The organism is Angustibacter peucedani, assembly GCF_054779595.1.
Genome location: NZ_BAAGXY010000001.1, coordinates 39,875 through 61,275, shown reverse-complemented (window position 1 = coordinate 61,275; position 21,401 = coordinate 39,875). Strand labels below are relative to the sequence as shown.

Below are 21,401 nucleotides of genomic sequence, written 5' to 3'. Positions count from 1 at the left end.
CAGGATGCCGATGATGATCATGACGACCAGGAGCTCGATCAGCGTGAAGCCGCTGTCCTTCTCCTCCGCCGCCTTGCGAATGCGAGCGAGCATGTGATTCGTCCCTTCGAGACGATCGACGTTGGAGGGACGTGCCCGGTCGGGCCACCTCCGATGACAAGGAGTTCATCGGCCCGAGGCCCGGGTACTTGAGCACCCGTTCGAGGGAATGTCGACGAGGTCGGCGGGCGGCTCGTGCAGGCCCGCGACGGCACGAGGCCGTCGCCGATCCCTCCTTCTCGGAAGACGTCGGCGACGGCCTCGGAGGCCGAGCGCGAGCTCAGTTGATGAGGTTGAAGACCCCGAAGATCGGCATGTACAGCGCGACGATCATGGAGCCGACCACCGCGCCGAGGAAGGCGATCATGAGCGGCTCGATCAGCGACGTGAGCGCCTCCGTGGTCGCCTCGACCTCCTGGTCGTAGAAGTCCGAGATCTTGACCAGCATGTCGTCGAGCGCACCGGTGTCCTCGCCGACCGCCATCATCTGCACGACCATCGCCGGGAACACGGGGTGCTCCGACAGCGGCCGGGTGAGCGAGTCGCCTTGGCGCACCGACTGCTGCACCTCGCGGACCGCCTTGGCGACCACCTCGTTGCCGCTGGTGTCCGCGACGATGTCGAGCGCCTGCAGGATCGGGACGCCTGAGCGCAGCATCGTGCCGAGGTTGCGGGTGAAGCGGGAGAGCGCGATGCGCTGGACCAGCGAGCCGAAGACCGGCATCCGCAGCTTCCACGGGTCGACAGCCGCGCGGACGCGCTGCTGGTGCTTGATCCGCTTCCAACCCACGCTGGCGGCGACGAGCCCGATCAGCAGCGGGAGGCCACCGACCTTGAGCACCGAGGACAGGAACACCAGGGCCCGGGTGGGCGCCGGCAGCTGGGCGCCCATGTCGTGGAACATCTTCGCGAAGATCGGGACGATGAACAGCAGCATGCCGATGACGGCCAGGATCGCCATGACGAACACGACGACCGGGTAGGTCATGGCCGACTTGATCTTGCCCCGCAGCTTGACCTCGGCCTCGAAGTTCTCGGCCACCTGCAGCAGGACGGCGTCCAGGAAGCCGCCGACCTCGCCGGCGCGGGTCATGTTGATCATGATCGGCGGGAAGACCCGCGGGTGCTTCGCCAGCGCCGACGAGAGCGACTGACCGGTCTCGACCTCGCCGCGCACCTCGCCGAGGACGCCGGCGAGCACCTTGTTCTCGGTCTGCTCGGCCAGGATCGTCAGGGCGCGCAGCAGCGAGAGTCCCGAGTTGATCATCGTGGCGAACTGGCGCGCCATGATCGCCAGGTCCTTGGTCTTGACCTTGCCCCCGAACCCGGGGATCGAGATCTCCTTGTTCATGCCGGAGTTGGCCTGGGTGATGCTCACCGGGGCGTACCCCATGGTCTTGAGCTTCAGGACCACCTGGCCCTGGTTCTCGGCGTCCAGGGTGCCCTTGACCAGCTTGCCGTCGCGGTCGCGGACCGCGTACTCGAACGTCGTCGTCGCCATCGTCAGTTCCCTCAGATCCGGCCGAGAAGGCGGTTGTAGTCCTCGACGTGGTGGCACTTCTCCAGACCGTGCTCGTACGTGATCTGGTTGGTGCGCACCAGCTCGGCGAGGTGCTGGTCCATGGTGTGCATGCCGTGCTTGGCCCCGGCCTGCATGGCCGAGTAGATCTGGTGGGTCTTGCCCTCGCGGATCAGGTTGCGGATGCCGGGGGTGGCGACCATGACCTCGGTCGCCACGACGCGGCCCTTGCCGTCGCGGGTCTTGCACAGCGTCTGGCAGACGACGCCCTGGATGGCGCCGGCCAGCTGCACGCGCACCTGCTGCTGCTGCTCGGAGGGGAAGACGTCGATGACGCGGTCCATCGTCTGGGCGGCGTCCTGCGTGTGCAGGGTGGCGAAGACCAGGTGACCGGTCTCGGCGGCGGTGAGCGCCACCGAGATGGTCTCCAGGTCGCGCATCTCGCCGACCAGGATGATGTCGGGGTCCTGACGAAGGGCGTGCTTGAGGGCGTTGCCGAAGGACTTGGTGTCCTCGCCGACCTCGCGCTGGTTGACCAGGCAGCCCTTGTGGCGGTGCAGGAACTCGATCGGGTCCTCGACCGTCATGATGTGCTCGTGGCGGGTGCGGTTCGCCAGGTCGATCACGCCCGCGAGCGTCGTCGACTTGCCGGAGCCGGTCGGGCCGGTGACGAGCACCAGGCCGCGGGGCAGGCCCGCGAAGTTGTTGACGGCCGGCGGGATGCCCAGGGCCTCGAGCGGCTTGATCTCGTAGGGGATCAGGCGGAACGCGGCGCCGAGGGCCTCGCGCTGGCGGTAGACGTTGACGCGGAAGCGGGCGCGGCCCGGCACCGAGTAGGCGAAGTCGAGCTCGAGGTCGGTCTCGAAGCGCTCGCGCTGCTTCTGCGACAGCATCGCGTAGATCGTGCGCTGCAGCACCGGCGGCGTCAGGACGGCGTGCTCGCCCAGCGGGCGCAGCTCGCCGCGCAGGCGCACCAGCGGCGGCGCGCCGGAGGTGATGTGCAGGTCGGAGGCACCGGTCGTGATCATCTCGATCAGCAGCTCGTTGATCGAGATGTCGTCGGCCGAGGTCTGCTCGGTGCTCGCGCGGCGGTACGCGTCGGCCGGGGCCTGGGTGGGCTGCACCAGCGTCGCGGCCGGGTTCGGCGCGGTCGCGGGCATGCCCGAGGTCACGGGCGCGTAGCCGTCCTCGGCACCGGTGAAGCTGAACTGCTCCGGCACGTACGGCTGTCCGGTGGTGCTCACGGCACTCCCCTCGTGGCGGGCACGCGCCCGCATGGCTCGACGACGTCGCTACGACACGTCTGACGGGCTATCGGCTCCCGCCGGAGGCACCTTGAGCGATCTCCCGGGGATCAGCCCCGCACCCCGCGGCGGGCCAGCCACGACTCGGTCAGCAGCTCGGCCAGCTCGTCGACGTCCAGGCGGTCCAGGTAGGCCCAGATCGACGCCTTGACGCGGAACGTGTGGACGACGAAAAAGGTGTCGCGCCGGTCGGCCAGCGCCTGCTCGCTGCCCAGGTCGAGCGACCAGAGCTGCAGCACCTCGCGCCCGTCGTCGTCCCACCGCAGCCGCGCGAAGGGGTGCCGGCCGACGTCGAAGGTCGGCGACCCCTCGTGCGCGTGCCCGGCCCGCGCACCGGCGAGCGTCGGTGCGATTCGCTCGACGTCCGCCCAGCTGGCCACAGCACCTCCCTCGGTGGCCGGGAGCCTAGACGACGACGCGCAGGATCTCCTCGATCGAGGTGACGCCGTCCAGCACCTTGAGCCAGCCGTCCATGCGCAGGGTGGTCATGCCCTCGGCGCGAGCGGTCTCGCCGATGACGGCGGCCGAGACGCGGTCGACCGTGTGCCGCTCGATCGTCTCCGACACCGCCATCACCTCGTGCAGCGCCACCCGACCCTTGTAGCCGGTCTTGGAGCACGACGAGCAGCCCACGGGGCGGTACAGCTCGGGCAGCCGCTCCCCCGGCGACCAGGGGAAGCCCACGCGCTCGAGGTCGGCCGGCTCGGGCACGTACGCCTCCTTGCAGCGCGTGCACAGGCGCCGGGTGAGGCGCTGGGCCAGCACGCAGTCGAGCGCCGAGCCCACCAGGAAGGGCTCGATGCCCATCTCGGTGAGCCGGGTGACCGCGGACGGCGCGTCGTTCGTGTGCAGGGTCGACAGCACCAGGTGGCCGGTGAGCGCGGCCTCGACGGCGATCTGCGCGGTCTCGTGGTCGCGGATCTCACCGATGAGGACGACGTCCGGGTCCGAGCGCAGGATCGAGCGCAGCGCGGCGGCGAACGTCAGGCCCGCCTTGGTGTTCACCTGCACCTGGTTGATGCCCGGCAGCCGGTACTCGACCGGGTCCTCGACGGTGATGACGTTGACCTCGGGCTTGCTGACGATGTTGAGCGTCGCGTACAGCGTGGTCGACTTGCCGGAACCGGTCGGGCCGGTCACCAGGATCATCCCGTAGGGCTTGACGAAGCTCTCGCCGAAGCGCTCGAAGTTGTTGTCGGAGAAGCCGAGGTCGTTCAGCGTGAGGCGCGCCGTCGAGTTGTCGAGGATGCGCATGACGACCTTCTCGCCCCACACCGTGGGGAGCGTCGCGACGCGCAGGTCGATCTTCTTGCCGTTGGCGTTGACCGACAGCCGGCCGTCCTGCGGGATGCGGCGCTCGGCGATGTTGATGTCGGCCATGATCTTCAGCCGGCTGATGACACCGCTCTGGATCGCCTTGGGCGAGCGCATCACCTCGTGCAGGACGCCGTCGATGCGGTAGCGCACGCGCAGGTCGTGCTCGGTGGGCTCGAGGTGGATGTCGGACGCGCGGTCCTGGATGGCCTGGGTGATGAGCAGGTTGACGTACTTGACGATGGGCGCGTCCTCGGTGATCTCCTTCACCTTGGACAGGTCCTCGTCCTCCTCGGTCACGTCGAGGGCCGAGGTGATGTCGTCGAGGTCGGCGTCCGCGCGGTAGTACCGGTCGATCGCGGCGATGACGTCGGCGCGCGTCGCGACGACCGGGCGCACCTCGAGACCGGTCATCGACCGGATGTCGTCCAGCGCGAAGACGTTGCCGGGGTCGGCCATCGCCACGAGCAGCTTGCCGTCCTCGGCATAGCCGATCGGCAGGCAGTTGTGGCGGCGGACGACGGCCCCGGGCACGCGCCCGGTGGCCGACCCGTCGACCTGGTAGTCCTGCAGGTCGACGAAGGGCAGACCGATCTGCTGCGCGAGCGCGGCGACGAGCTGGGTCTCGGTGAGCACGCCCTGGTCGACCAGGACCCGCCCGAGGCTGCGGCCCACCCTCTGGTGCTCGTCGAAGGCGGCGCTGAGCTGCCCCTCGTCGACCAGACCGTCAGCGAGCAGGATCTCGGCAAGCTGCATGAGTCGTGCGCTCCCTGGGGTCCGGACCGGTTTCGCCTGATGATCGGTCGTGGCGCGCGTCACCTTGAGCGCAGGCCCCCGGAGCCGTCAGCGACGGGCGAGCTCGGCGGCGCCGGCCGCCCGCACGGCCTCGACGTCCGGGACCCGACCGGTCATCAGGCGCACCTGCGCGACCGCCTGGTGCAGCAGCATCCCGAACCCGCCGGTGGCCGCCCCCCCGGCGGCCTGCCACGCCTCGGCGACCGCGGTCGGCCACGGGTCGTAGGTGACGTCGAGCAGCAGGCCGCGCACGGGACCGGCCGCCCGCACGACCGGCAGCACCGCCTCGTGACCGGACGACGGCACCGTGCTCACGACGACGTCCGCCGCCGCCAGCTCGACCGCTGCCGTCTCCCAGGGCACCAGCCGCACCGGCGTGCCCAGCGTCTCGCCGGCCGCGACCACCTGGCCCGCCCGCTGCGGTGACCGGACGACGACCGCCGGGCTGGCGCAGCCCAGCTGCCCGAGGGCCGCCACCGCCGAGGCCGCCGTGGCTCCCCCTCCGAGCACGACGCCGGCCCCGCCCGACGCCAGACCCGCCTCGCGCAGCGCCACGACCAGCCCCTCGACGTCCGTGTTGTCGCCGAGCAGCCGCCCGTCGCCGCCTCGCACGACCGTGTTGACCGACCCGGTGGCGCGGGCGAGCGGCGAGAGCTCGTCCAGGAGCGGCTGCACCAGCCGCTTGAGCGGCATGGTCAGCGACAGCCCCGCCCAGCCCTCGTCGAGGCCGCGAACGAGCACCGCCAGCGCGTCGGCGTCCGCGACGTCGACCGCGTCGTACCCCCAGCCGACCAGCCCGAGCGAGGCGTACGCCGCGCGGTGCAGCACCGGCGACAGGCTGTGCGCGACCGGGTGCCCGAGCACGGCAGCGCGGCGCGCCGGCGCAGCGCTCCCGGGACCCACGGACGTCACAGCGGGCGCCGCGTCAGCAGGTGCCGGGGTGGTCCTGGCACCAGGCGCGGAACTGCTGCACGTTGGCCTGGTGCTCGGCGTCGGTCGTGGCGAACTTGGTCTCGCCCGTCGACGGGTTCACCGTGACGAAGTACAGCCACGGACCCGGCGTCGGGTCGAGCGCGCCCTGGATCGCCGCCTTGCCCGGGTTGCTGATCGGCCCGGCGGGCAGCCCGGGGAACTTGTAGGTGTTGTACGGCGAGTCGACGTCGCGGTCGGCGGCGGTGGTCGTGATGGTCCGCTTGCCCACCGCGTAGCTGACCGTCGAGTCCAGCTGCAGCCGGCCGCCGTTGCCGAGCTTGTTCTCGAGCCGGTTCTCGATGACGCGCGCGACCTTGGCGTAGTCCTCGGCCGAGCTGGCCTCGACCTCGTTGATGCTCGCGATCGTCAGGACCCGCTGGGCCTGGGCGTCCGAGACGCCGAGCTCGTCGAGGACGTCGTGGGTGTGCGCGACCATGCGCTGCAGCTGCTGGGCAGCGGTGACCTGGGTGCCGAACTCGTAGGTGTCGGGGAACAGCCAGCCCTCGACCTTGCCCTTGGCCGACGACGGCAGCCCCAGGGCTTCGGCGTCCTTCAGCGCGGCCGCGTAGTCGGCGGCCGGCCGGCCGGTCTCCTTGGCCAGCAGGGCCACGACCTCCTTGGCGCGCAACCCTTCTCGCACCGTGACCCGCTCGGCGCTGCGAGCCTTCGGGTCGAGCAGCAGCGAGATGGCCGAGGCGGCACTCATCTGCTTGCGGAGCTGGTACTCCCCCGGCTGGATCGAGCTGGCCTTGGTGTTCTTGGCGCTGGCGTCGACGAACGCCTTGGCCGACTTCACGACGCCCGCCTGCTCGAGGGTGCGGCCGATCTCGCGGCCGGTCGCCCCGTCGGCGATGGTGACGGTGACCTTGCCGGTGCCCGACCCGGTGTAGTCGTCGCTGGCCGTCAGGTGCGAGTAGATCGGTTTGAGCCCCGCGTACGCGCCGATCGCACCGAGCGCGACGACGAGCAGCGTGACGACCAGCACGCCGCCGCGACGGCCCTTGCGGCGTCGCCGCCGCGCGTGGTGCGCCTGGGCCGCCCGGCGCTCGGACCGGCTCGCGTAGCCCGGCTGCCCGTGCGCGTCGGCCAGCACGGACCCCAGGTCGTGGTGGTCGTCCGGGTGCTGGTCAGACATCGCGCTCGCTCATGTCGCGCTGGTCCATCGCGGGCAGAGCCTCCGGTCGGTCGGGTGCGGCCGAGCCGGCCGCGGGGCCCCCACCGCGGGTCGAGGGTACCTGCTCGACCTGCTCGCCCGGCGCAGCGCCGCTCGCGCGCTCGGCGTCCAGGGCGGCCTGCAGCAGCACGACGGCGGCCACCTGGTCGACCACGGCCCGCTGCTTGCGCCCCTTGACGCCGGACTCGCGCAGGGAGCGGTGGGCGGCGACGGTCGAGAGCCGCTCGTCGACCAGCCGCACGGGGACGTCGAGCCCCGCGGCCGCCAGCCGCTGCACCAGCTGCTCGGCCCACGCGCGCGCCGCGGTCGCCGCCGGACCCTCTCGCCCGGACAGCGACCGCGGCAGCCCCACGCACACCTCGAGCACCTCGCGCTCGACGACCTCGCGCACCACGCGGTCCTGGTCGGCCCGCCCGTCGACGTCCCGGGCGAGCGTCTCGACCGGCGTGGCCAGGAACCCGCTCGGGTCGCTCGCCGCCAGCCCCACCCGCACGGCGCCGACGTCGACCCCGAGCCGCACCCCGCGCCGCGTGGTCACCGCGAGGTCACCGCTGGGTGACCCGCTCGCCGACGACGTGCTCGATCCGGGCCAGCGCCTCGGCCGTGCGGGAGGCGTCGGTGCCGCCGCCCTGCGCGACGTCGTCCTTGCCGCCGCCCCCACCGCCGAGCACCTGCGCGGCCTCGCGCACCAGCTCGCCCGCCTTGACGCCCCAGCGGCGCGCCTCCTCGTTGGTGGCGACCACGACCACCGGGCGGCCCTTGGCCACCGCGGTGCCGGCGACCACCGACGGACGGTCGCCGGGCAGCCGGCCGCGGACGTCGAGCACCAGCGAGCGCAGCCCGTCGGGCGCGATCTCACCCGCGTCGTGCCCGACGTACGACACGCCGTACACGTCGCGCGCGGACGCCGCGAGCCCCGCCGCTGCGGCCAGCACCTGCTGCTGGCGCATGGTGGCGATCTCCTTCTCGGCCTCGCGCAGCCGGGCCAGGATCGAGCCGACCCGGTCGGGCAGCTCGTCCGGGCGCACCTTCAGCACCTCGGTGAGCTGGCCGACGAGCGCGTGCTCGCGCGCCAGGTAGTCGTAGGCGTCGGTGCCCACCAGCGCCTCGACGCGGCGCACGCCCGAGCCGATGGACGACTCGCCGAGCAGCGAGACCAGGCCGAGCTGGCCCGAGCGCTGCGCGTGCGTGCCGCCGCAGAGCTCGCGGGCCCAGTCGCCGACCGAGACCACGCGCACCTCGTCGCCGTACTTCTCGCCGAACAGCGCCATGGCGCCGATGTCGACCGCCTGGGCCTGGGTCATCGTCTCGGCGTGCACCTCGAGGTCCTCGGCGAGCAGCGCGTTGACGCGCGCCTCGACGTCGCGCAGGACCGACGGCGGCACCGCGGCGTTCGCGCTGAAGTCGAACCGGAACCGGCCGGGCGCGTTCTCGGAGCCCGCCTGCGTCGCCGTCTCGCCGAGCGCCTCGCGGATCGCCTTGTGCACCATGTGCGTCGCCGTGTGGGCGCGCGAGATCGCCCGACGGCGGTGGACGTCGACGAGCGAGCGCCCGACGTCGCCGACCGTGACCTCGCCGCTGAGCACCTTCGCCCGGTGCACGACGAGCTGGCCCAGGGGCTTCTGCACGTCGGACACCTCGACGACGGCGCCGTCCAGCTCGATCCGTCCGGCGTCGGCGAGCTGGCCGCCGCCCTCGGCGTAGAACGGCGTGCGGTCGAGCACGATCTCGACCTCGTCGCCCTGCACCGCGGACGGCGCGGGGACCCCGCCCACCAGCAGGCCGCTGACCCGCGACTCGCTGACGACCTCGTCGTAGCCGGTGAACTCGACCGGTCGGCCCAGGCCGTCGGCGAGCGCCCGGTAGGCGGACGTGTCGACGTGCCCGGTCTTCTTGGCTCGCGCGTCGGCCTTGGCGCGCTCGCGCTGCTCGGTCATCAGCTGGCGGAAGCCGACCTCGTCGACGTCCACGCCCTGCTCGGCCGCCATCTCGAGGGTGAGGTCGATCGGGAAGCCGAAGGTGTCGTGCAGCTGGAAGGCCTTGTCGCCGCCGAGGGTGCCCTGCCCGCTCTGCTTCACGTCGCGCACGGCGGTGTCGAGGATCGTGGTGCCGGCCGCGAGGGTGCGGCGGAACGCCTCTTCCTCGGCGTAGGCGGCGGCGCTGATGCGCCCGAAGTCGCGCTCGACCTCGGGGTAGCTGGCCTTCATCCGGTCGCGGCTGACGGGCAGCAGCTCGGGCAGCGTCGGGTCCTCGACGCCGAGCAGCCGCATCGAGCGCACGGCGCGGCGCAGCAGGCGGCGCAGCACGTAGCCCCGGCCCTCGTTGCCGGGCGTGATGCCGTCACCGATGATCATCAGCGCGCTGCGCACGTGGTCGGCGACCACGCGCAGGCGGACGTCGTCGTCGTGGTTCGCGCCGTACCGCTTGCCCGCCAGCTCGGCCGCCCGCTCGACGACCGGGTAGACCTCGTCGATCTCGTAGATGTTGTCGACGCCCTGCAGCAGGAACGCCATGCGCTCCAGGCCCATCCCCGTGTCGATGTTCTTGCTCGGCAGCGGCCCGCGGACGTCGAAGTCGTCCTTGGCGCGCACCGCGCTGAGCTCCTCCTGCATGAACACGAGGTTCCAGAACTCGAGGTAGCGGTCGCCCGCCTTCTCGACGTCGCCCTCGGGGCCGAACTCGGGGCCCCGGTCGATCAGGATCTCGCTGCAGGGGCCGCCCGGGCCGGGGATGCCCATGTGCCAGTAGTTGTCCTTCTTGCCCAGACGCACGATCTTCTCGTCCGGCAGCCCGGCGATGCGCTTCCAGAGCTGGTAGCTCTCGTCGTCGTCCTGGTAGATCGTCACCAGCAGGTCGGACTCGGGCAGGCCGTAGCCGCCGTCGGACTGCGACCGGGTGACGAGGTCCCAGGCCAGCTCGATCGCGCCGGCCTTGAAGTAGTCGCCGAAGCTGAAGTTGCCGTTCATCTGGAAGAACGTGCCGTGGCGGGTGGTCTTGCCGACCTCGTCGATGTCGAGGGTGCGCACGCACTTCTGCACGCTGGTGGCGCGGCGGTAGGGCGCGGACTCCTGGCCGACGAAGTACGGCACGAAGGGGACCATGCCCGCCGCGACGAACAGCAGGTTGGGGTCGTCGAAGGGCAGCGGCGCGCTCGGGACGACGGTGTGACCGTTGTCGCCGAAGAACCGCAGCCACCGACGGCGGATCTCAGCCGTCTCCATGGGGATCATTCCTGTCGTGGCTCGGGTACGGGGGGCGGAGCGGGGGCGTGCGCCCCTAGGAAGCTCGCCCGCCGTCAGCACCGGTGCGCGCGCGGTGCGCGGGGTTGGTGGCGCGCTCGTGGTCGCGCGGCTCGCCGATCGTCCACTCGTGGCGCTCGGTCGGCCGGTCGATCAGGCCCTGCGCCTGCTCCGGGTCGATCGCGCCCTCGTCGATGCCGAGGGCGAGCCGCAGCTCGGCGTCGCGCTGCTCCATCGACTCGCGCACGACCTGCGCCATCTCGCGCAGGCCCTCGCCCAGGCCGGACAGGCCGCGCGCGACGCCCTCGGGGGTGTACGCCTCGGCCGTGCGGGTCAGCTTGCGGACGACGAGCACGCCCACGGTGGCGCCGAGCGCCGTCCAGAAGATGCGTCGCACGGCGATCAGCCCCGACGCCGACGTCGGCGGGACCGGCTCGCGCCGGCCTCGCGGCCGCTGAGCGCCTGGCGCACCCCGTAGGTGAACGCCGCGACCTTGATGACCGGCGAGCCCAGCGTCGCCGCGAACAGCGCGGTCAGCGCCGAGACGTTCGTGGTCATCTGCTGCACGTTGGTCGTGATCGCCGAGACCCGCTCGAGCTCGCCGTTGGTGGTGCTCACCGTGGTGGTCACCTCGCGCAGCAGCGGCACGCTCTCGTTGGTGACGCCCTGGACGGTTCCGCGGGCGTCGTCGATGAGGCGCCCCAGCTTCAGGATCGGCACGGCCAGCAGCGCCACGAGCGCCACGAAGGCGACCGCGGCGATGAGTCCCGCGATGTCTCCAGCCGACATCCGCTGCATCCCTCCAGGGGTGCCCGGCGGCGCGGGCGGCGGTCGCCGTCCGGAGGCCCCGGGCTCAGGGGTCACGACCCTACCCGAGCCCCCGGAGGCCTCCCACCCGGAATCCCGAGCGCGCTGGCGCCTGGGCCGCCTTCAGCCACCGCGCAGGATGCGCCGCAGGCGCGCCAGCCGTGAGCTGATGTCGCGCTCGGCGCCGCGGTCCGTCGGCGTGTAGTACTCCCGGCCGACCAGGGTGTCCGGCAGGTGCTGCTGCTCGGCGACGCCGTGCGGCTGGTCGTGCGCGTAGACGTAGGACTGCCCGTGCCCCAACGACTTCGCCCCCGGGTAGTGGGCGTCGCGCAGGTGCGCCGGCACCGTTCCCGCCCGTCCGGCCCGGACGTCGGCGATCGCCGCGTCGATGCCGAGGTACGCCGCGTTGGACTTGGGCGCCGTGGCGAGGTGCACCACGGCCTGGGCCAGGACGATCCGCGCCTCGGGCATGCCGATCAGCTGCACCGCCTGGGCGGAGGCGACCGCGGTCTGCAGCGCCGTCGGGTCGGCCATCCCGACGTCCTCGGAGGCCGCGATGACGATGCGCCGCGCGACGAAGCGCGGGTCCTCGCCGGCCTCGAGCATGCGCGCCAGGTAGTGCAGCGCGGCGTCGACGTCCGACCCGCGCATCGACTTGATGAACGCGCTGGCCACGTCGTAGTGCTGGTCGCCCTCGCGGTCGTAGCGCAGCACGGCGGCGTCGATCGCGCGCTCGGCGTGCTCGGTCGTCACCACCACCCCGCCGTCGCCGTCCGAGCCTTCGTCGTCGGCCGAGAGGGCCGCACCCGCCGCGGCCTCCAGCGCGGTCAGCGCGCGACGGGCGTCACCGCCGGCCAGCCGCACCAGGTGCTCGAGGGCGTCGTCGTCCAGCCGCACCGCGCCGTCGAGCCCGCGCGGGTCGGACACCGCGCGCTGCAGCAGGCCGCGGACGTCGTCGTCGTCCAGCGGGCGCAGCGTCAGCACCAACGAGCGCGACAGCAGCGGCGAGACCACGCTGAAGGACGGGTTCTCGGTGGTTGCGGCCACCAGCACCACCCAGCGGTTCTCGACGCCGGGCAGCAGCGCGTCCTGCTGGGCCTTGGTGAAGCGGTGGATCTCGTCGAGGAACAGCACCGTGGTGCGCCGGTGCAGCGCGAGGTCGTCGCGGGCGGCGTCCATGACCGCACGGACGTCGCGCACGCCCGCAGTGATCGCCGACAGCTCGACGAACCGCCCCCCGGTGCCGTTCGACACCACGTGGGCCAACGTCGTCTTGCCGGTGCCGGGCGGACCCCACAGCACCACGGACGTGGGCCCGGCCGGCCCGTCGCCGTGGTCGACCAGGCGGCGCAGCGGCGAGCCCGGCTCGAGCAGGTGGGACTGGCCGACGACCTCGTCCAGGGTGCGAGGACGCATGCGCACCGCCAGCGGCGCGGCCGGGCGGTCGCTGCCGTCGTCCACGCTGAACAGGTCGGCCACCCCCGCAGGCTAGCCGCGGGGTATGGAAACCGCCGCGACGGTGGTTGGCTACGGACATGACGAGCCCCGCGACGTCGGCCGCCCCTCGTCGGCCCGTGCTGCTCACCGTGGACGACGACCCGAGCGTCTCGCGCGCCATCGCCCGCGACCTGCGGCGGCGGTACGGCGACGACTACCGCGTCGTGCGCGCGGAGTCCGGCCCGGACGCCCTCGACGCCCTGCGCGAGCTCGCGTCGCGCGGCGAGCGGGTCGCGGTGCTGCTCGCCGACCACCGCATGCCGGAGATGAGCGGGGTCGAGTTCCTCGAGCAGGCGATGGACCTGTTCCCCATGGCCCGCCGGGTGCTGCTGACGGCCTACGCCGACACCGAGGCGGCCATCACGGCGATCAACACCGTCGACCTCGACCACTACCTGCTCAAGCCGTGGAGCCCGCCCGAGGAGCTGCTCTACCCGGTGATCGACGGCCTGCTCGACGTGTGGCGCAGCAGCGGCGACGCACCCGTCGACGTCATCCGGGTGATCGGCCACCGCTGGTCCGCCCGCTCGCACGAGGTGCGCGAGTTCCTGGCCCGCAACGGCGTGCCCTACCAGTGGGTCTCGGCCGACGAGCCCGAGGGCGTGCGTCTCCTGGAGGCGTGCGGCGCGGCGGCGACCGACGTCCCGGTGGTGCTGACGCCCGGCGGCGAACCGATGGTCGCCCCCGCCGTCGCCGAGCTGGCCGAGCGCGTGGGCCTGCTCACCACGCCAGGCACCGACTTCTACGACGTCGTCATCGTGGGCGGCGGACCGGCCGGGCTCGGCGCCGCGGTGTACGCCGCGTCCGAGGGCCTGAAGACCGTCGTGGTCGAGCGCCAGGCCACCGGCGGGCAGGCCGGGCAGAGCTCGCGGATCGAGAACTACCTCGGCTTCCCCGACGGCGTCTCCGGCGCCGCCCTCACCGACCGCGCCCGCCGCCAGGCCGTGCGGTTCGGCGCCGAGATCGTCACCGCCCGCGAGGTCGTCGGGCTCGAGCTGCAGGGGCCGCGCCGCGGCGTGCGGTTCGCCGACGGCGCCTGCCTGCAGGCCCGCACGCTCGTGCTCGCCACCGGCGTGCAGTACCGCCGGCTGCCGGCCGAGAACGCCGAGCGCTTCACCGGTCGCGGCGTCTACTACGGCGCGGCGCTCACCGAGGCCTCGGAGTGCCAGGACGAGGTCGTGTACGTCGTCGGCGGGGCCAACTCGGCCGGTCAGGCCGCGGTGTACCTGTCGGGCTACGCGTCGCGCGTCGTGCTGCTGGTGCGCGCGCCGTCGCTGACGGCGTCCATGTCGCAGTACCTGATCGACCAGATCGCCGGCATCCCGACGATCGACGTGCGCACCTGCTCGGCCGTCGTCGGCATGCAGGGCGACGGCCACCTCGAGCAGATCACCGTCGAGGACCTCACGACGGGAGAGCGCGCGACGCACAGCACGGGCCACCTGTTCGTGTTCATCGGCGCCCAGCCGCTGACCGACTGGCTCGACGGCGACGTCCGGCGCGACGACCACGGCTTCGTCGTGTGCGGCCCCGACCTGCTGGACGCCGGCGCGCGGCCCGCCGGCTGGCCGCTGCAGCGCGACCCCTGGCCGCTCGAGACGTCCGTGCCCGGGGTCTTCGCGGCGGGCGACGTCCGCGCCGCGTCGGTCAAGCGCGTGGCGTCCGCCGTCGGCGAGGGGGCCCTCGCCGTCACGCTCGTCCACCAGTACCTGGAGAGGTTGTGACCCGATGACCGTCGACCGCATGTCGCCGCAGGAGCTGCGCACGCTGTTCCTGCTGGAGGCCCTGGACGACGACCAGCTGGCCTGGTTCGTCGAGAACGGCGAGCTCGTCCGCGTCGAGCCGGGCGAGTACCTGAGCCGCGAGGGCGACCCGGCGGAGTGCTTCTACATGCTCGTCGAGGGCACGCTCGCCATGTCGCGCATGGTGGGCGACGTCGACGTCGAGGTCGTCCGCAGCTCGCAGCGCGGCGCCTACGTGGGCGCGACGGCGTCGTGGCTCACCGCGGACGAGCGCCCGCTCACCTACAGCGGCTCGGTGCGCGCCATCACCGAGTGCACCTTCCTGGCGGTCTCGGCCACGGGCTTCGCGGCCTTCATGAACGAGCACTTCCCGATGGCCGTGCACCTGCTCGACGGCCTGCAGCAGGGCATGCAGCGCAGCCAGCAGCGCATCGGCGAGCGCCAGCACCTGCAGGCCCTCGGCGCGCTCTCCGCCGGCCTGACCCACGAGCTCAACAACCCGGCGTCCGCCGCGGTGCGCGCCGTCGACGGGCTGCGCAGCCGGGTGGAGGGCATGCGCGGCAAGCTGCGCTACCTGGCCGACGGGCACGTGCCGGCCGACGTCCTGCACGAGCTGATCGACCTGCAGAACCAGGCGCTGGAGCAGTTCGCCACCGCGCCGCGCCGCAGCCCGATGCAGGTCTCGGACGCCGAGGACGAGCTCGGCGACTGGCTCGACGAGCACGGCATCCGCGGCGCCTACGAGCTGGCCTCGACCTACGTGGCGGCCGGCCTGGACGTCGGCTGGGCCGAGAAGGTGCAGGCGACCCTGACGGGCGAGGACCTGCAGAGCGGCTTCCACTGGGTCGGCTACTCGCTCGAGACCGAGTCGCTCATGCGCGAGATCACCGACTCGGTGCAGCGGATCAGCCAGCTGGTCGGCGCCGCCAAGCAGTACTCGCAGCTCGACCGCGCGCCGTTCCAGCGCACCGACGTCCGCGAGGGGCTCGAGTCGACCCTGGTGATGCTGAGCGGCAAGCTGCGCGAGACGACGGTCGTGCGCGACTACCCCGACGACGTCCCGCTGGTGCCCGGCTACCCGGCCGAGCTCAACCAGGTGTGGACGAACCTCGTCGACAACGCGGTGCAGGCCATGGGTCCCGGCGGGACGCTCACGCTGCGCATCGCGCTCGAGGAGGACTGCCTGCTGGTGAGCGTGGGCGACACCGGGCCCGGCGTGCCCGACGACCTGCGCACGCGCATCTTCGAGCCGTTCTTCACCACCAAGCCGGTGGGGACGGGCACAGGCCTGGGGCTCGACATCTCCTACCGCGTGGTGACGGTGAAGCACGGCGGCGACCTGCGCGTGGTGGGCGGGCCGGGCGACACGCGGTTCGAGGTGCGGCTGCCGCTGACGGAGCACGCCGCGGCCTGAGCCACCTGCGGGGACGCCGGCGCCGCCTGGCAGGCTGTCGCCGTGACGAGGCTGGAGCGGCTCGGGCGCTTCGAGGCGCGGCACGCGCGCTGGGTGGCGGTCGGCTGGGTGCTGGTCGTCGTCGCGGCGTTCGCGGTGGCGCTGGGGGCCTTCGGCGGCGGGTCGCTCTTCGGCCGGCTGAGCAGCGGCGAGCCCACCGTGCCCGGCGAGAACCGCACCGGCCGTGACCTGCTGGCCCAGACGGCGTCCGGCCCGCAGGTGCTGGCGCTGCTCGACGGCGTCGATCCCGCGTCGACCGACGTCCGCCGGGACGTGACGGCGCTGGCCGCACGCCTCTCGGCCGCCGACGACGTCGCCTCGGTGCGGTCGCCCTACACCGTGCTCGGCGGCCCGACCGGCGCGCTCGGTCGCACCATGGTCGGCTCGGACGGCCGCGGCGTGGCGCTGGTCGTCGAGCTCGACCGCGACCTGCCGGCCGACCGCGAGTCCGACCGGGCCGGCCTGGTGCAGCGCGAGCTCGACCGGACGGCGGCCGGCCTGCCGGGCGCGACGACCGGCACCGGCTCGACCCAGCAGCTGGTCGACGAGATCAGCCACCAGGTCGAGGTGGACCTGCGCACCGGCGAGGGCGTCGCCCTGCCGATCAGCCTGCTGGTGATGGTGCTGGTGTTCGGCGGTTTCGTCGCGGCGGGCCTGCCCCTGGCCGGCGCCGTCGCCTCGATCGCGGGCGGGCTCGCCTCGCTCTGGGCCTTCTCGGCGTTCATCGACCTCGACGCGACCGTCGTCAACGTCGTGACGATCCTGGGGCTGGGCCTGTGCATCGACTACGGCCTGCTGGTGGTCAGCCGGTTCCGCGAGGAGCTGCACCGGGCGCTCGACGGCAGCGCAGCTGGTGGGGCGCCGACCCCGGAGCAGGTCGAGACCGCCGTGGGCCGCACGGTGGCGGTCGCCGGCCGCACGGTGCTGTTCTCCGGCCTCATCGTGGCGATCAGCCTGAGCGGCCTGATGTTCTTCCCGGCCGCGATCCTGCGGGCGCTGGGTGCGGCCGGCGTGAGCGTCGTGCTGGTGGCGCTGCTGGTCGCGCTCGGGCTGGTGCCGGCGCTGGTGGCGCTGGCCGGCCGCCGCCTGGTGCGCCCCGGACTGATGACCCGCGTGCCGCTGCTGCGGCCGGTGCTGACCCGGCTCGGCGACGTCGCACCCGCCGTCGGGGCGTTCTCCCGCCTGGCCGCCCGCGTGCAGCGCCGGGCGTGGGTCGTCGCGCTCGGCGTCGCGGCCCTGCTGCTGGTCGCCGCCGCCCCGGCCCTGGGCATGCACCTGCGCTCGTCCGGGCCCGAGCTGATGCCCGTGGGCACCGGCCAGCGGACCTTCTTCGCGACGGTCGACGCGCGGTGGCCCGCCCTGTCGGGACCCGACGTCACGGTCGTCACCCGCGGCACGCCCGCCCAGGTGCAGGCGTGGCGCTCGGACGTCGAGCGGCTGGACGGCGTCGCGTCCGTCGACGCCCCGCGCCAGCAGGGCGACCTAGTGCTGCTCGGCGTCCGGGTCGACGGCGGCGACGCCGGCGGGACGACGGCCCGCCAGGTGGTCACGGCCCTGCGGTCGGACCGGCCGGGCTTCCCCACCTGGGTCGTCGGCCAGGCGGCCGGCGCGATCGACTTCGGCGACTCGATCGCCCGCAACGCCCCGCTCGCGGTCGGGCTCGTCGTCCTGGTGACGTTCGTGCTGCTGTTCCTCATGACCGGCTCGGTGCTGGTGCCGGTCAAGGCCCTGGTGATGAACGTGGTCTCGCTGGGTGCCTCGCTCGGGCTGGTGACGTGGCTGTTCCAGGACGGCCACCTGCAGGACCTGCTCGGCTTCACCTCGACCGGTGGCGTCGAGACGACCATCCCGCCGCTGGTGCTGGCCTTCGGCTTCGGCCTGGCCATGGACTACGAGGTCTTCCTGCTCTCGCGGATCAAGGAGCAGCGCGACCTCGGGCTGCCGAACGACGCCGCGGTGGCCGCCGGGCTGCAGCGCTCGGGCCGGATCATCACCTCGGCCGCGCTGCTCGTCGTCATCGTGTTCGCCGGCCTCGTCGCCGCCAAGGTGCTGGTGGTCAAGCAGACCGGTGTGGCCCTGACCGCCGCCGTCGCGGTCGACGCCACCCTCGTGCGGATGCTGCTGGTGCCGGCCACCATGACGCTGCTCGGCGAGTGGAACTGGTGGGCGCCGCGCCCGCTGCGCCGCCTGCACGACCGCATCGGCATCGGGGCGCACTGATGCGCGAGCTGCACGACCACACCGACCTGCTGGCGGCCAGCGACGGCGACGCCTTCGTCCGCTGGATGGTCGACCCCGCCGTCCCGCTGCGCGGCTGGGCGCTGGCGACCGGCGTCGCGTGGGTGCGCCGCACGCCGCGCCGGCGCACCACCCTGACCGTCCGCGCGGACGTCGACGACGCCGTCCGGGCGACGGCCCAGCTGCTGGCGGCGGCACCGGAGGTGGACTTCGTGACGCTGCCGCGCGGTGCGGCCGAACCGCTCGCCGACCTGCTCGACCTGCGCGTCGGCGACGACTGGGACTGGATGAGCACGGCGACGCCGCCACCCCGGCACCCGCTCGAGCACCTGGTGCAGCCGTTGGGCGACGCCGACCGCGACGACGTCGCCGCCCTGCTCTCCGCGGCCAGCCCGCGCCACAGCGCCGAGCCGGACGAGCCCGGCGTGCGCTGGGACGGCGTCCGTGCGGACGACGGCCGGCTGGTCGCGTGCGCGGCGCGCCAGGTCGTCGGCCCCGGCGTGCCGCACCTGGCGTCCATCGCCACGCGCCCCGACGTCCGCGGTCAGGGCCTGGGCGCGGCGGTGACGGCCGCTGCGACCCGGCGCGGCTTCGACGACGGTGCGCCCGTCGTCACGCTGGGGATGTACGCCGACAACGCGGTGGCGCGCCGGCTGTACGAGCGCCTCGGCTTCGTCTGCGAGCACCGGTGGTCCAGCCGGCGCCGGCGCGCTCAGCGGCGCCGGGACGGGTCGTAGCGGTCGAGCTCGATCGTCGGCGGTCGCTCCGCGGGCGCTGGCGGGGGCGGTGCCTCGGCCGCTTCCGCCTCGGGTGGCGGTGGCGGGGCGGCGACGGGCGGCGGCGGGGTCGGCCGTTCCTCGACCGGCAGCAGCGCCCACCAGTGCGGCTTGAGCTGCGCCTCGAGCGCCCGGCAGTCGTGCTGCGGCACCTGCTGGCCGCGCAGGTGCTCCTCGAGATGGGCGAGCCGCTCCTCCCAGCTCGGCCCGTACCCCATGAGCACCGGGTTGCGGATGCCGGCGTGCTCGACGACGACCTCGGTGCCGCCGGGCCGCGCGGTGATGCTGAGCCGCAGCTGGTTGGTCTCGCCCATCAGGGTCCAGCTCAGCTCGAGCAGGCGCGGCGGCTCGCACCGCACGACCTGGCAGGTCGCGCCGTAGAACGTGAACATCTCGCCGTACTCGAGCCGGCCCTGCGGGGTGCCGATCCACTGCGGCAGCCGGTCGGGGTCGGTGCAGGCCGACCACACGGCGTCCGGGGCGGCGTCGACCGTGCGCGCCATCATGACCGAGCGCGACCCGATCCCGGCGAGCACGCGCCGGTCCGTCGCCTCGGGGTCGAACGCGCTGGCAGCGGCCCAGCCCGGTGCGGACACGCTCTCACCAGACCACCGGCCGGTGCGCGCGGCAAGTCGCCACGCGGCACCGGCCGAGCGGCTCAGAGCTGGGTGGGCACCTCGGCCGTGGTCTGCGACGGGTTGTCGGCCGCCGGCGCCTTGGGCGTGGCGTCGACCCCGGCCTCCTTGCGCTGCAGGGCCGTGATCGGCGCGGGGGCGCTGGTGAGCGGGTCGAAGCCGCCGCCGGACTTGGGGAAGGCGATGACGTCGCGGATGGAGTCGGTGCGCGACAGCAGGGCGCAGATCCGGTCCCAGCCGAACGCGATGCCGCCGTGCGGCGGCGCGCCGAAGGCGAAGGCGTCGAGCAGGAAGCCGAACTTCTCCTGCGCCTCCTCCTGGCTGAGCCCCATGACCTTGAAGACCCGCTCCTGCACATCGCGGCGGTGGATACGGATCGACCCGCCGCCGATCTCGTTGCCGTTGCAGACCATGTCGTAGGCGTACGCGAGCGCCGGGCCGGGGTCGGTGTCGAAGGTGTCCATGAACTCGGCCTTGGGCGAGGTGAAGGCGTGGTGGACGGCGGTCCAGGCCCCCGAGCCCACGGCGACGTCACCGCTGGCGACGGCGTCGGACGCCGGCTCGAACAGCGGCGCGTCGAGCACCCACGCGAACGCCCAGGCGTCCTCGTCCACCAGCCCGCAGCGGCGGCCGATCTCGAGCCGCGCCGCGCCGAGCAGCGCGCGCGAGGCCTTGGTGGCCCCGGCCGCGAAGAAGACGCAGTCGCCCGGCTGGGCGCCGACCTGCGCCGCCAGACCCGAGCGCTCGTCGTCCGAGAGGTTCTTGGCGACCGGGCCGCCGAGCTCGCCGTCCTCGCCGACCAGCACGTACGCCAGGCCGCGGGCGCCGCGCTGCTTGGCCCAGTCCTGCCACGCGTCGAGCTGCTTGCGCGGCTGGCTGGCGCCGCCGGGCATGACGACCGCGCCGACGTACTCGGCCTGGAACACGCGGAACGGCGTGCTCGCGAAGTACTCGGTGCACTCGACGAGCTCGTTGCCGAAGCGCAGGTCGGGCTTGTCGGTGCCGTAGCGGCGCATCGAGTCGGCGTAGGTCAGGCGCGGCAGCGGCGTCGGCAGGTCGTACCCGACGAGCGCCCACAGGGCCTTGGCCACGGCCTCGCCGAGCTCGAGCACGTCCTCCTGCTCGACGAAGCTCATCTCGATGTCGAGCTGGGTGAACTCCGGCTGGCGGTCGGCGCGGAAGTCCTCGTCCCGGTAGCAGCGCGCGATCTGGTAGTAGCGCTCCATCCCGGCGACCATCAGCAGCTGCTTGAACAGCTGCGGGCTCTGCGGCAGGGCGTACCAGCTGCCCGGCTGCAGGCGGGCAGGCACCAGGAAGTCGCGCGCACCCTCCGGCGTCGAACGGGTGAGGGTGGGCGTCTCGATCTCGACGAAGCGCCGCTCGTCGAGCACCGCGCGCGCCGCCTTGTTGACCTCGCTGCGCAGCCGGATCGCCGCGCCCGGGCCGGGACGGCGCAGGTCGAGGTAGCGGTGCTTGAGGCGGGCCTCCTCGCCCACCTCGACGCGCTCGTCGATCTGGAACGGCAGCGGGGCGGCCTCGCTGAGCACCTCGAGCTCGGACGCCGTCACCTCGATCTCGCCGGTGGGCAGGTTCGGGTTCTGGTTGCCCTCGGGGCGCAGCCCGACCGTGCCGGTGACCTTGATGCAGTACTCGTTGCGCAGGCCGTGGGCGCCGGACGACGCCAGCACCTCGTCGCGCACGACCACCTGGCCGACGCCGCTCGCGTCGCGCAGGTCGAGGAACGCCACGCCGCCGTGATCGCGCCGACCACCGACCCAGCCGGTGAGCGTGACGGTCTGGCCGGCGTGGTCGGCGCGGAGCGTGCCGACCTCGTGCGTGCGCAACACGGTGGTCCCCTTCGGGGTCTGGGTGACGTGACCGACCGATCCTACGGGGC

The 21,401-nt window shown here is 73.3% G+C and carries 18 protein-coding genes; 4 read left to right on the top strand and 14 right to left on the bottom strand.

Annotated features, from left to right (window positions below; genetic code table 11):
• The 12 genes from ACYVJ4_RS00295 to ACYVJ4_RS00240 all read right to left on the bottom strand — a co-directional run.
• The coding region (locus ACYVJ4_RS00295) for a prepilin-type N-terminal cleavage/methylation domain-containing protein (RefSeq protein WP_460458102.1) at window positions 1-93 on the bottom strand (93 nt) is incomplete at its 3' end.
• Window positions 94-319: 226 nt separating this feature from the next.
• Window positions 320-1,540, bottom strand: coding sequence for a type II secretion system F family protein (locus tag ACYVJ4_RS00290; RefSeq protein WP_460458097.1), 1,221 nt, complete (start codon window positions 1,538-1,540; stop codon window positions 320-322).
• An 11-nt stretch (window positions 1,541-1,551) separates the two neighbouring features.
• A complete protein-coding gene (locus tag ACYVJ4_RS00285; RefSeq protein WP_460458096.1) occupies window positions 1,552-2,802 on the bottom strand; it encodes a type IV pilus twitching motility protein PilT in 1,251 nt (416 codons plus the stop codon).
• Between the two features lie 110 nt (window positions 2,803-2,912).
• Complete coding sequence (locus ACYVJ4_RS00280) at window positions 2,913-3,242, bottom strand: hypothetical protein (protein ID WP_460458095.1); 330 nt, start codon at window positions 3,240-3,242, stop codon at window positions 2,913-2,915.
• A gap of 25 nt (window positions 3,243-3,267) precedes the next feature.
• Window positions 3,268-4,932: a GspE/PulE family protein gene (locus tag ACYVJ4_RS00275; RefSeq protein WP_460458094.1), complete on the bottom strand. Its 1,665-nt coding sequence runs from the start codon at window positions 4,930-4,932 to the stop codon at window positions 3,268-3,270.
• Between the two features lie 87 nt (window positions 4,933-5,019).
• Window positions 5,020-5,874: a shikimate dehydrogenase gene (locus tag ACYVJ4_RS00270; protein WP_460458093.1), complete on the bottom strand. Its 855-nt coding sequence runs from the start codon at window positions 5,872-5,874 to the stop codon at window positions 5,020-5,022.
• A gap of 22 nt (window positions 5,875-5,896) precedes the next feature.
• On the bottom strand, window positions 5,897-7,078 hold the full coding sequence (mltG, locus tag ACYVJ4_RS00265) for an endolytic transglycosylase MltG (protein ID WP_460458092.1): 1,182 nt from the start codon (window positions 7,076-7,078) through the stop codon (window positions 5,897-5,899).
• Window positions 7,071-7,655 (bottom strand): Holliday junction resolvase RuvX, encoded by a 585-nt coding sequence (gene ruvX / locus ACYVJ4_RS00260; RefSeq protein ID WP_460458091.1) that lies wholly within the window; start codon window positions 7,653-7,655, stop codon window positions 7,071-7,073. Before ruvX ends, mltG begins: the two co-directional genes overlap by 8 nt.
• Before the next feature lie 7 nt (window positions 7,656-7,662).
• Window positions 7,663-10,338 (bottom strand): alanine--tRNA ligase, encoded by a 2,676-nt coding sequence (gene alaS / locus ACYVJ4_RS00255; protein ID WP_460458090.1) that lies wholly within the window; start codon window positions 10,336-10,338, stop codon window positions 7,663-7,665.
• 55 nt (window positions 10,339-10,393) lie between these two features.
• A complete protein-coding gene (locus ACYVJ4_RS00250; RefSeq protein ID WP_460458089.1) occupies window positions 10,394-10,753 on the bottom strand; it encodes a hypothetical protein in 360 nt (119 codons plus the stop codon).
• A gap of 5 nt (window positions 10,754-10,758) precedes the next feature.
• A complete protein-coding gene (locus tag ACYVJ4_RS00245; RefSeq protein WP_460458088.1) occupies window positions 10,759-11,145 on the bottom strand; it encodes a DUF948 domain-containing protein in 387 nt (128 codons plus the stop codon).
• Window positions 11,146-11,286: 141 nt separating this feature from the next.
• On the bottom strand, window positions 11,287-12,579 hold the full coding sequence (locus ACYVJ4_RS00240; protein ID WP_460458101.1) for a replication-associated recombination protein A: 1,293 nt from the start codon (window positions 12,577-12,579) through the stop codon (window positions 11,287-11,289).
• Window positions 12,580-12,698: 119 nt separating this feature from the next.
• Between ACYVJ4_RS00240 and ACYVJ4_RS00235 the strand changes: the two genes are divergently transcribed.
• The 4 genes from ACYVJ4_RS00235 to ACYVJ4_RS00220 are packed head-to-tail and all read left to right on the top strand — an operon-like array spanning window position 12,699 to window position 18,830.
• The gene (locus ACYVJ4_RS00235) at window positions 12,699-14,384 is read left to right on the top strand and encodes an NAD(P)/FAD-dependent oxidoreductase (protein ID WP_460458087.1); all 1,686 of its coding nucleotides are present in this window, start codon (window positions 12,699-12,701) and stop codon (window positions 14,382-14,384) included.
• A gap of 4 nt (window positions 14,385-14,388) precedes the next feature.
• Window positions 14,389-15,816: an ATP-binding protein gene (locus ACYVJ4_RS00230; protein ID WP_460458086.1), complete on the top strand. Its 1,428-nt coding sequence runs from the start codon at window positions 14,389-14,391 to the stop codon at window positions 15,814-15,816.
• Window positions 15,817-15,858: 42 nt separating this feature from the next.
• The gene (locus tag ACYVJ4_RS00225; protein ID WP_460458085.1) at window positions 15,859-18,075 is read left to right on the top strand and encodes an MMPL family transporter; all 2,217 of its coding nucleotides are present in this window, start codon (window positions 15,859-15,861) and stop codon (window positions 18,073-18,075) included.
• Window positions 18,075-18,830, top strand: a complete 756-nt coding sequence (locus tag ACYVJ4_RS00220; protein WP_460458084.1) for a GNAT family N-acetyltransferase — start codon at window positions 18,075-18,077, stop codon at window positions 18,828-18,830. Before ACYVJ4_RS00225 ends, ACYVJ4_RS00220 begins: the two co-directional genes overlap by 1 nt.
• On the opposite strand, the gene ACYVJ4_RS00215 is transcribed toward ACYVJ4_RS00220, so the two are convergent.
• Entirely contained in the window at window positions 18,806-19,465 is a 660-nt protein-coding gene (locus ACYVJ4_RS00215; RefSeq protein ID WP_460458083.1) for an SRPBCC domain-containing protein, read from the bottom strand. The genes ACYVJ4_RS00220 and ACYVJ4_RS00215 overlap by 25 nt on opposite strands.
• 62 nt (window positions 19,466-19,527) lie before the next feature.
• Window positions 19,528-21,351: an aspartate--tRNA ligase gene (aspS, locus tag ACYVJ4_RS00210; protein ID WP_460458082.1), complete on the bottom strand. Its 1,824-nt coding sequence runs from the start codon at window positions 21,349-21,351 to the stop codon at window positions 19,528-19,530.
• Window positions 21,352-21,401 lie beyond the last annotated feature (50 nt).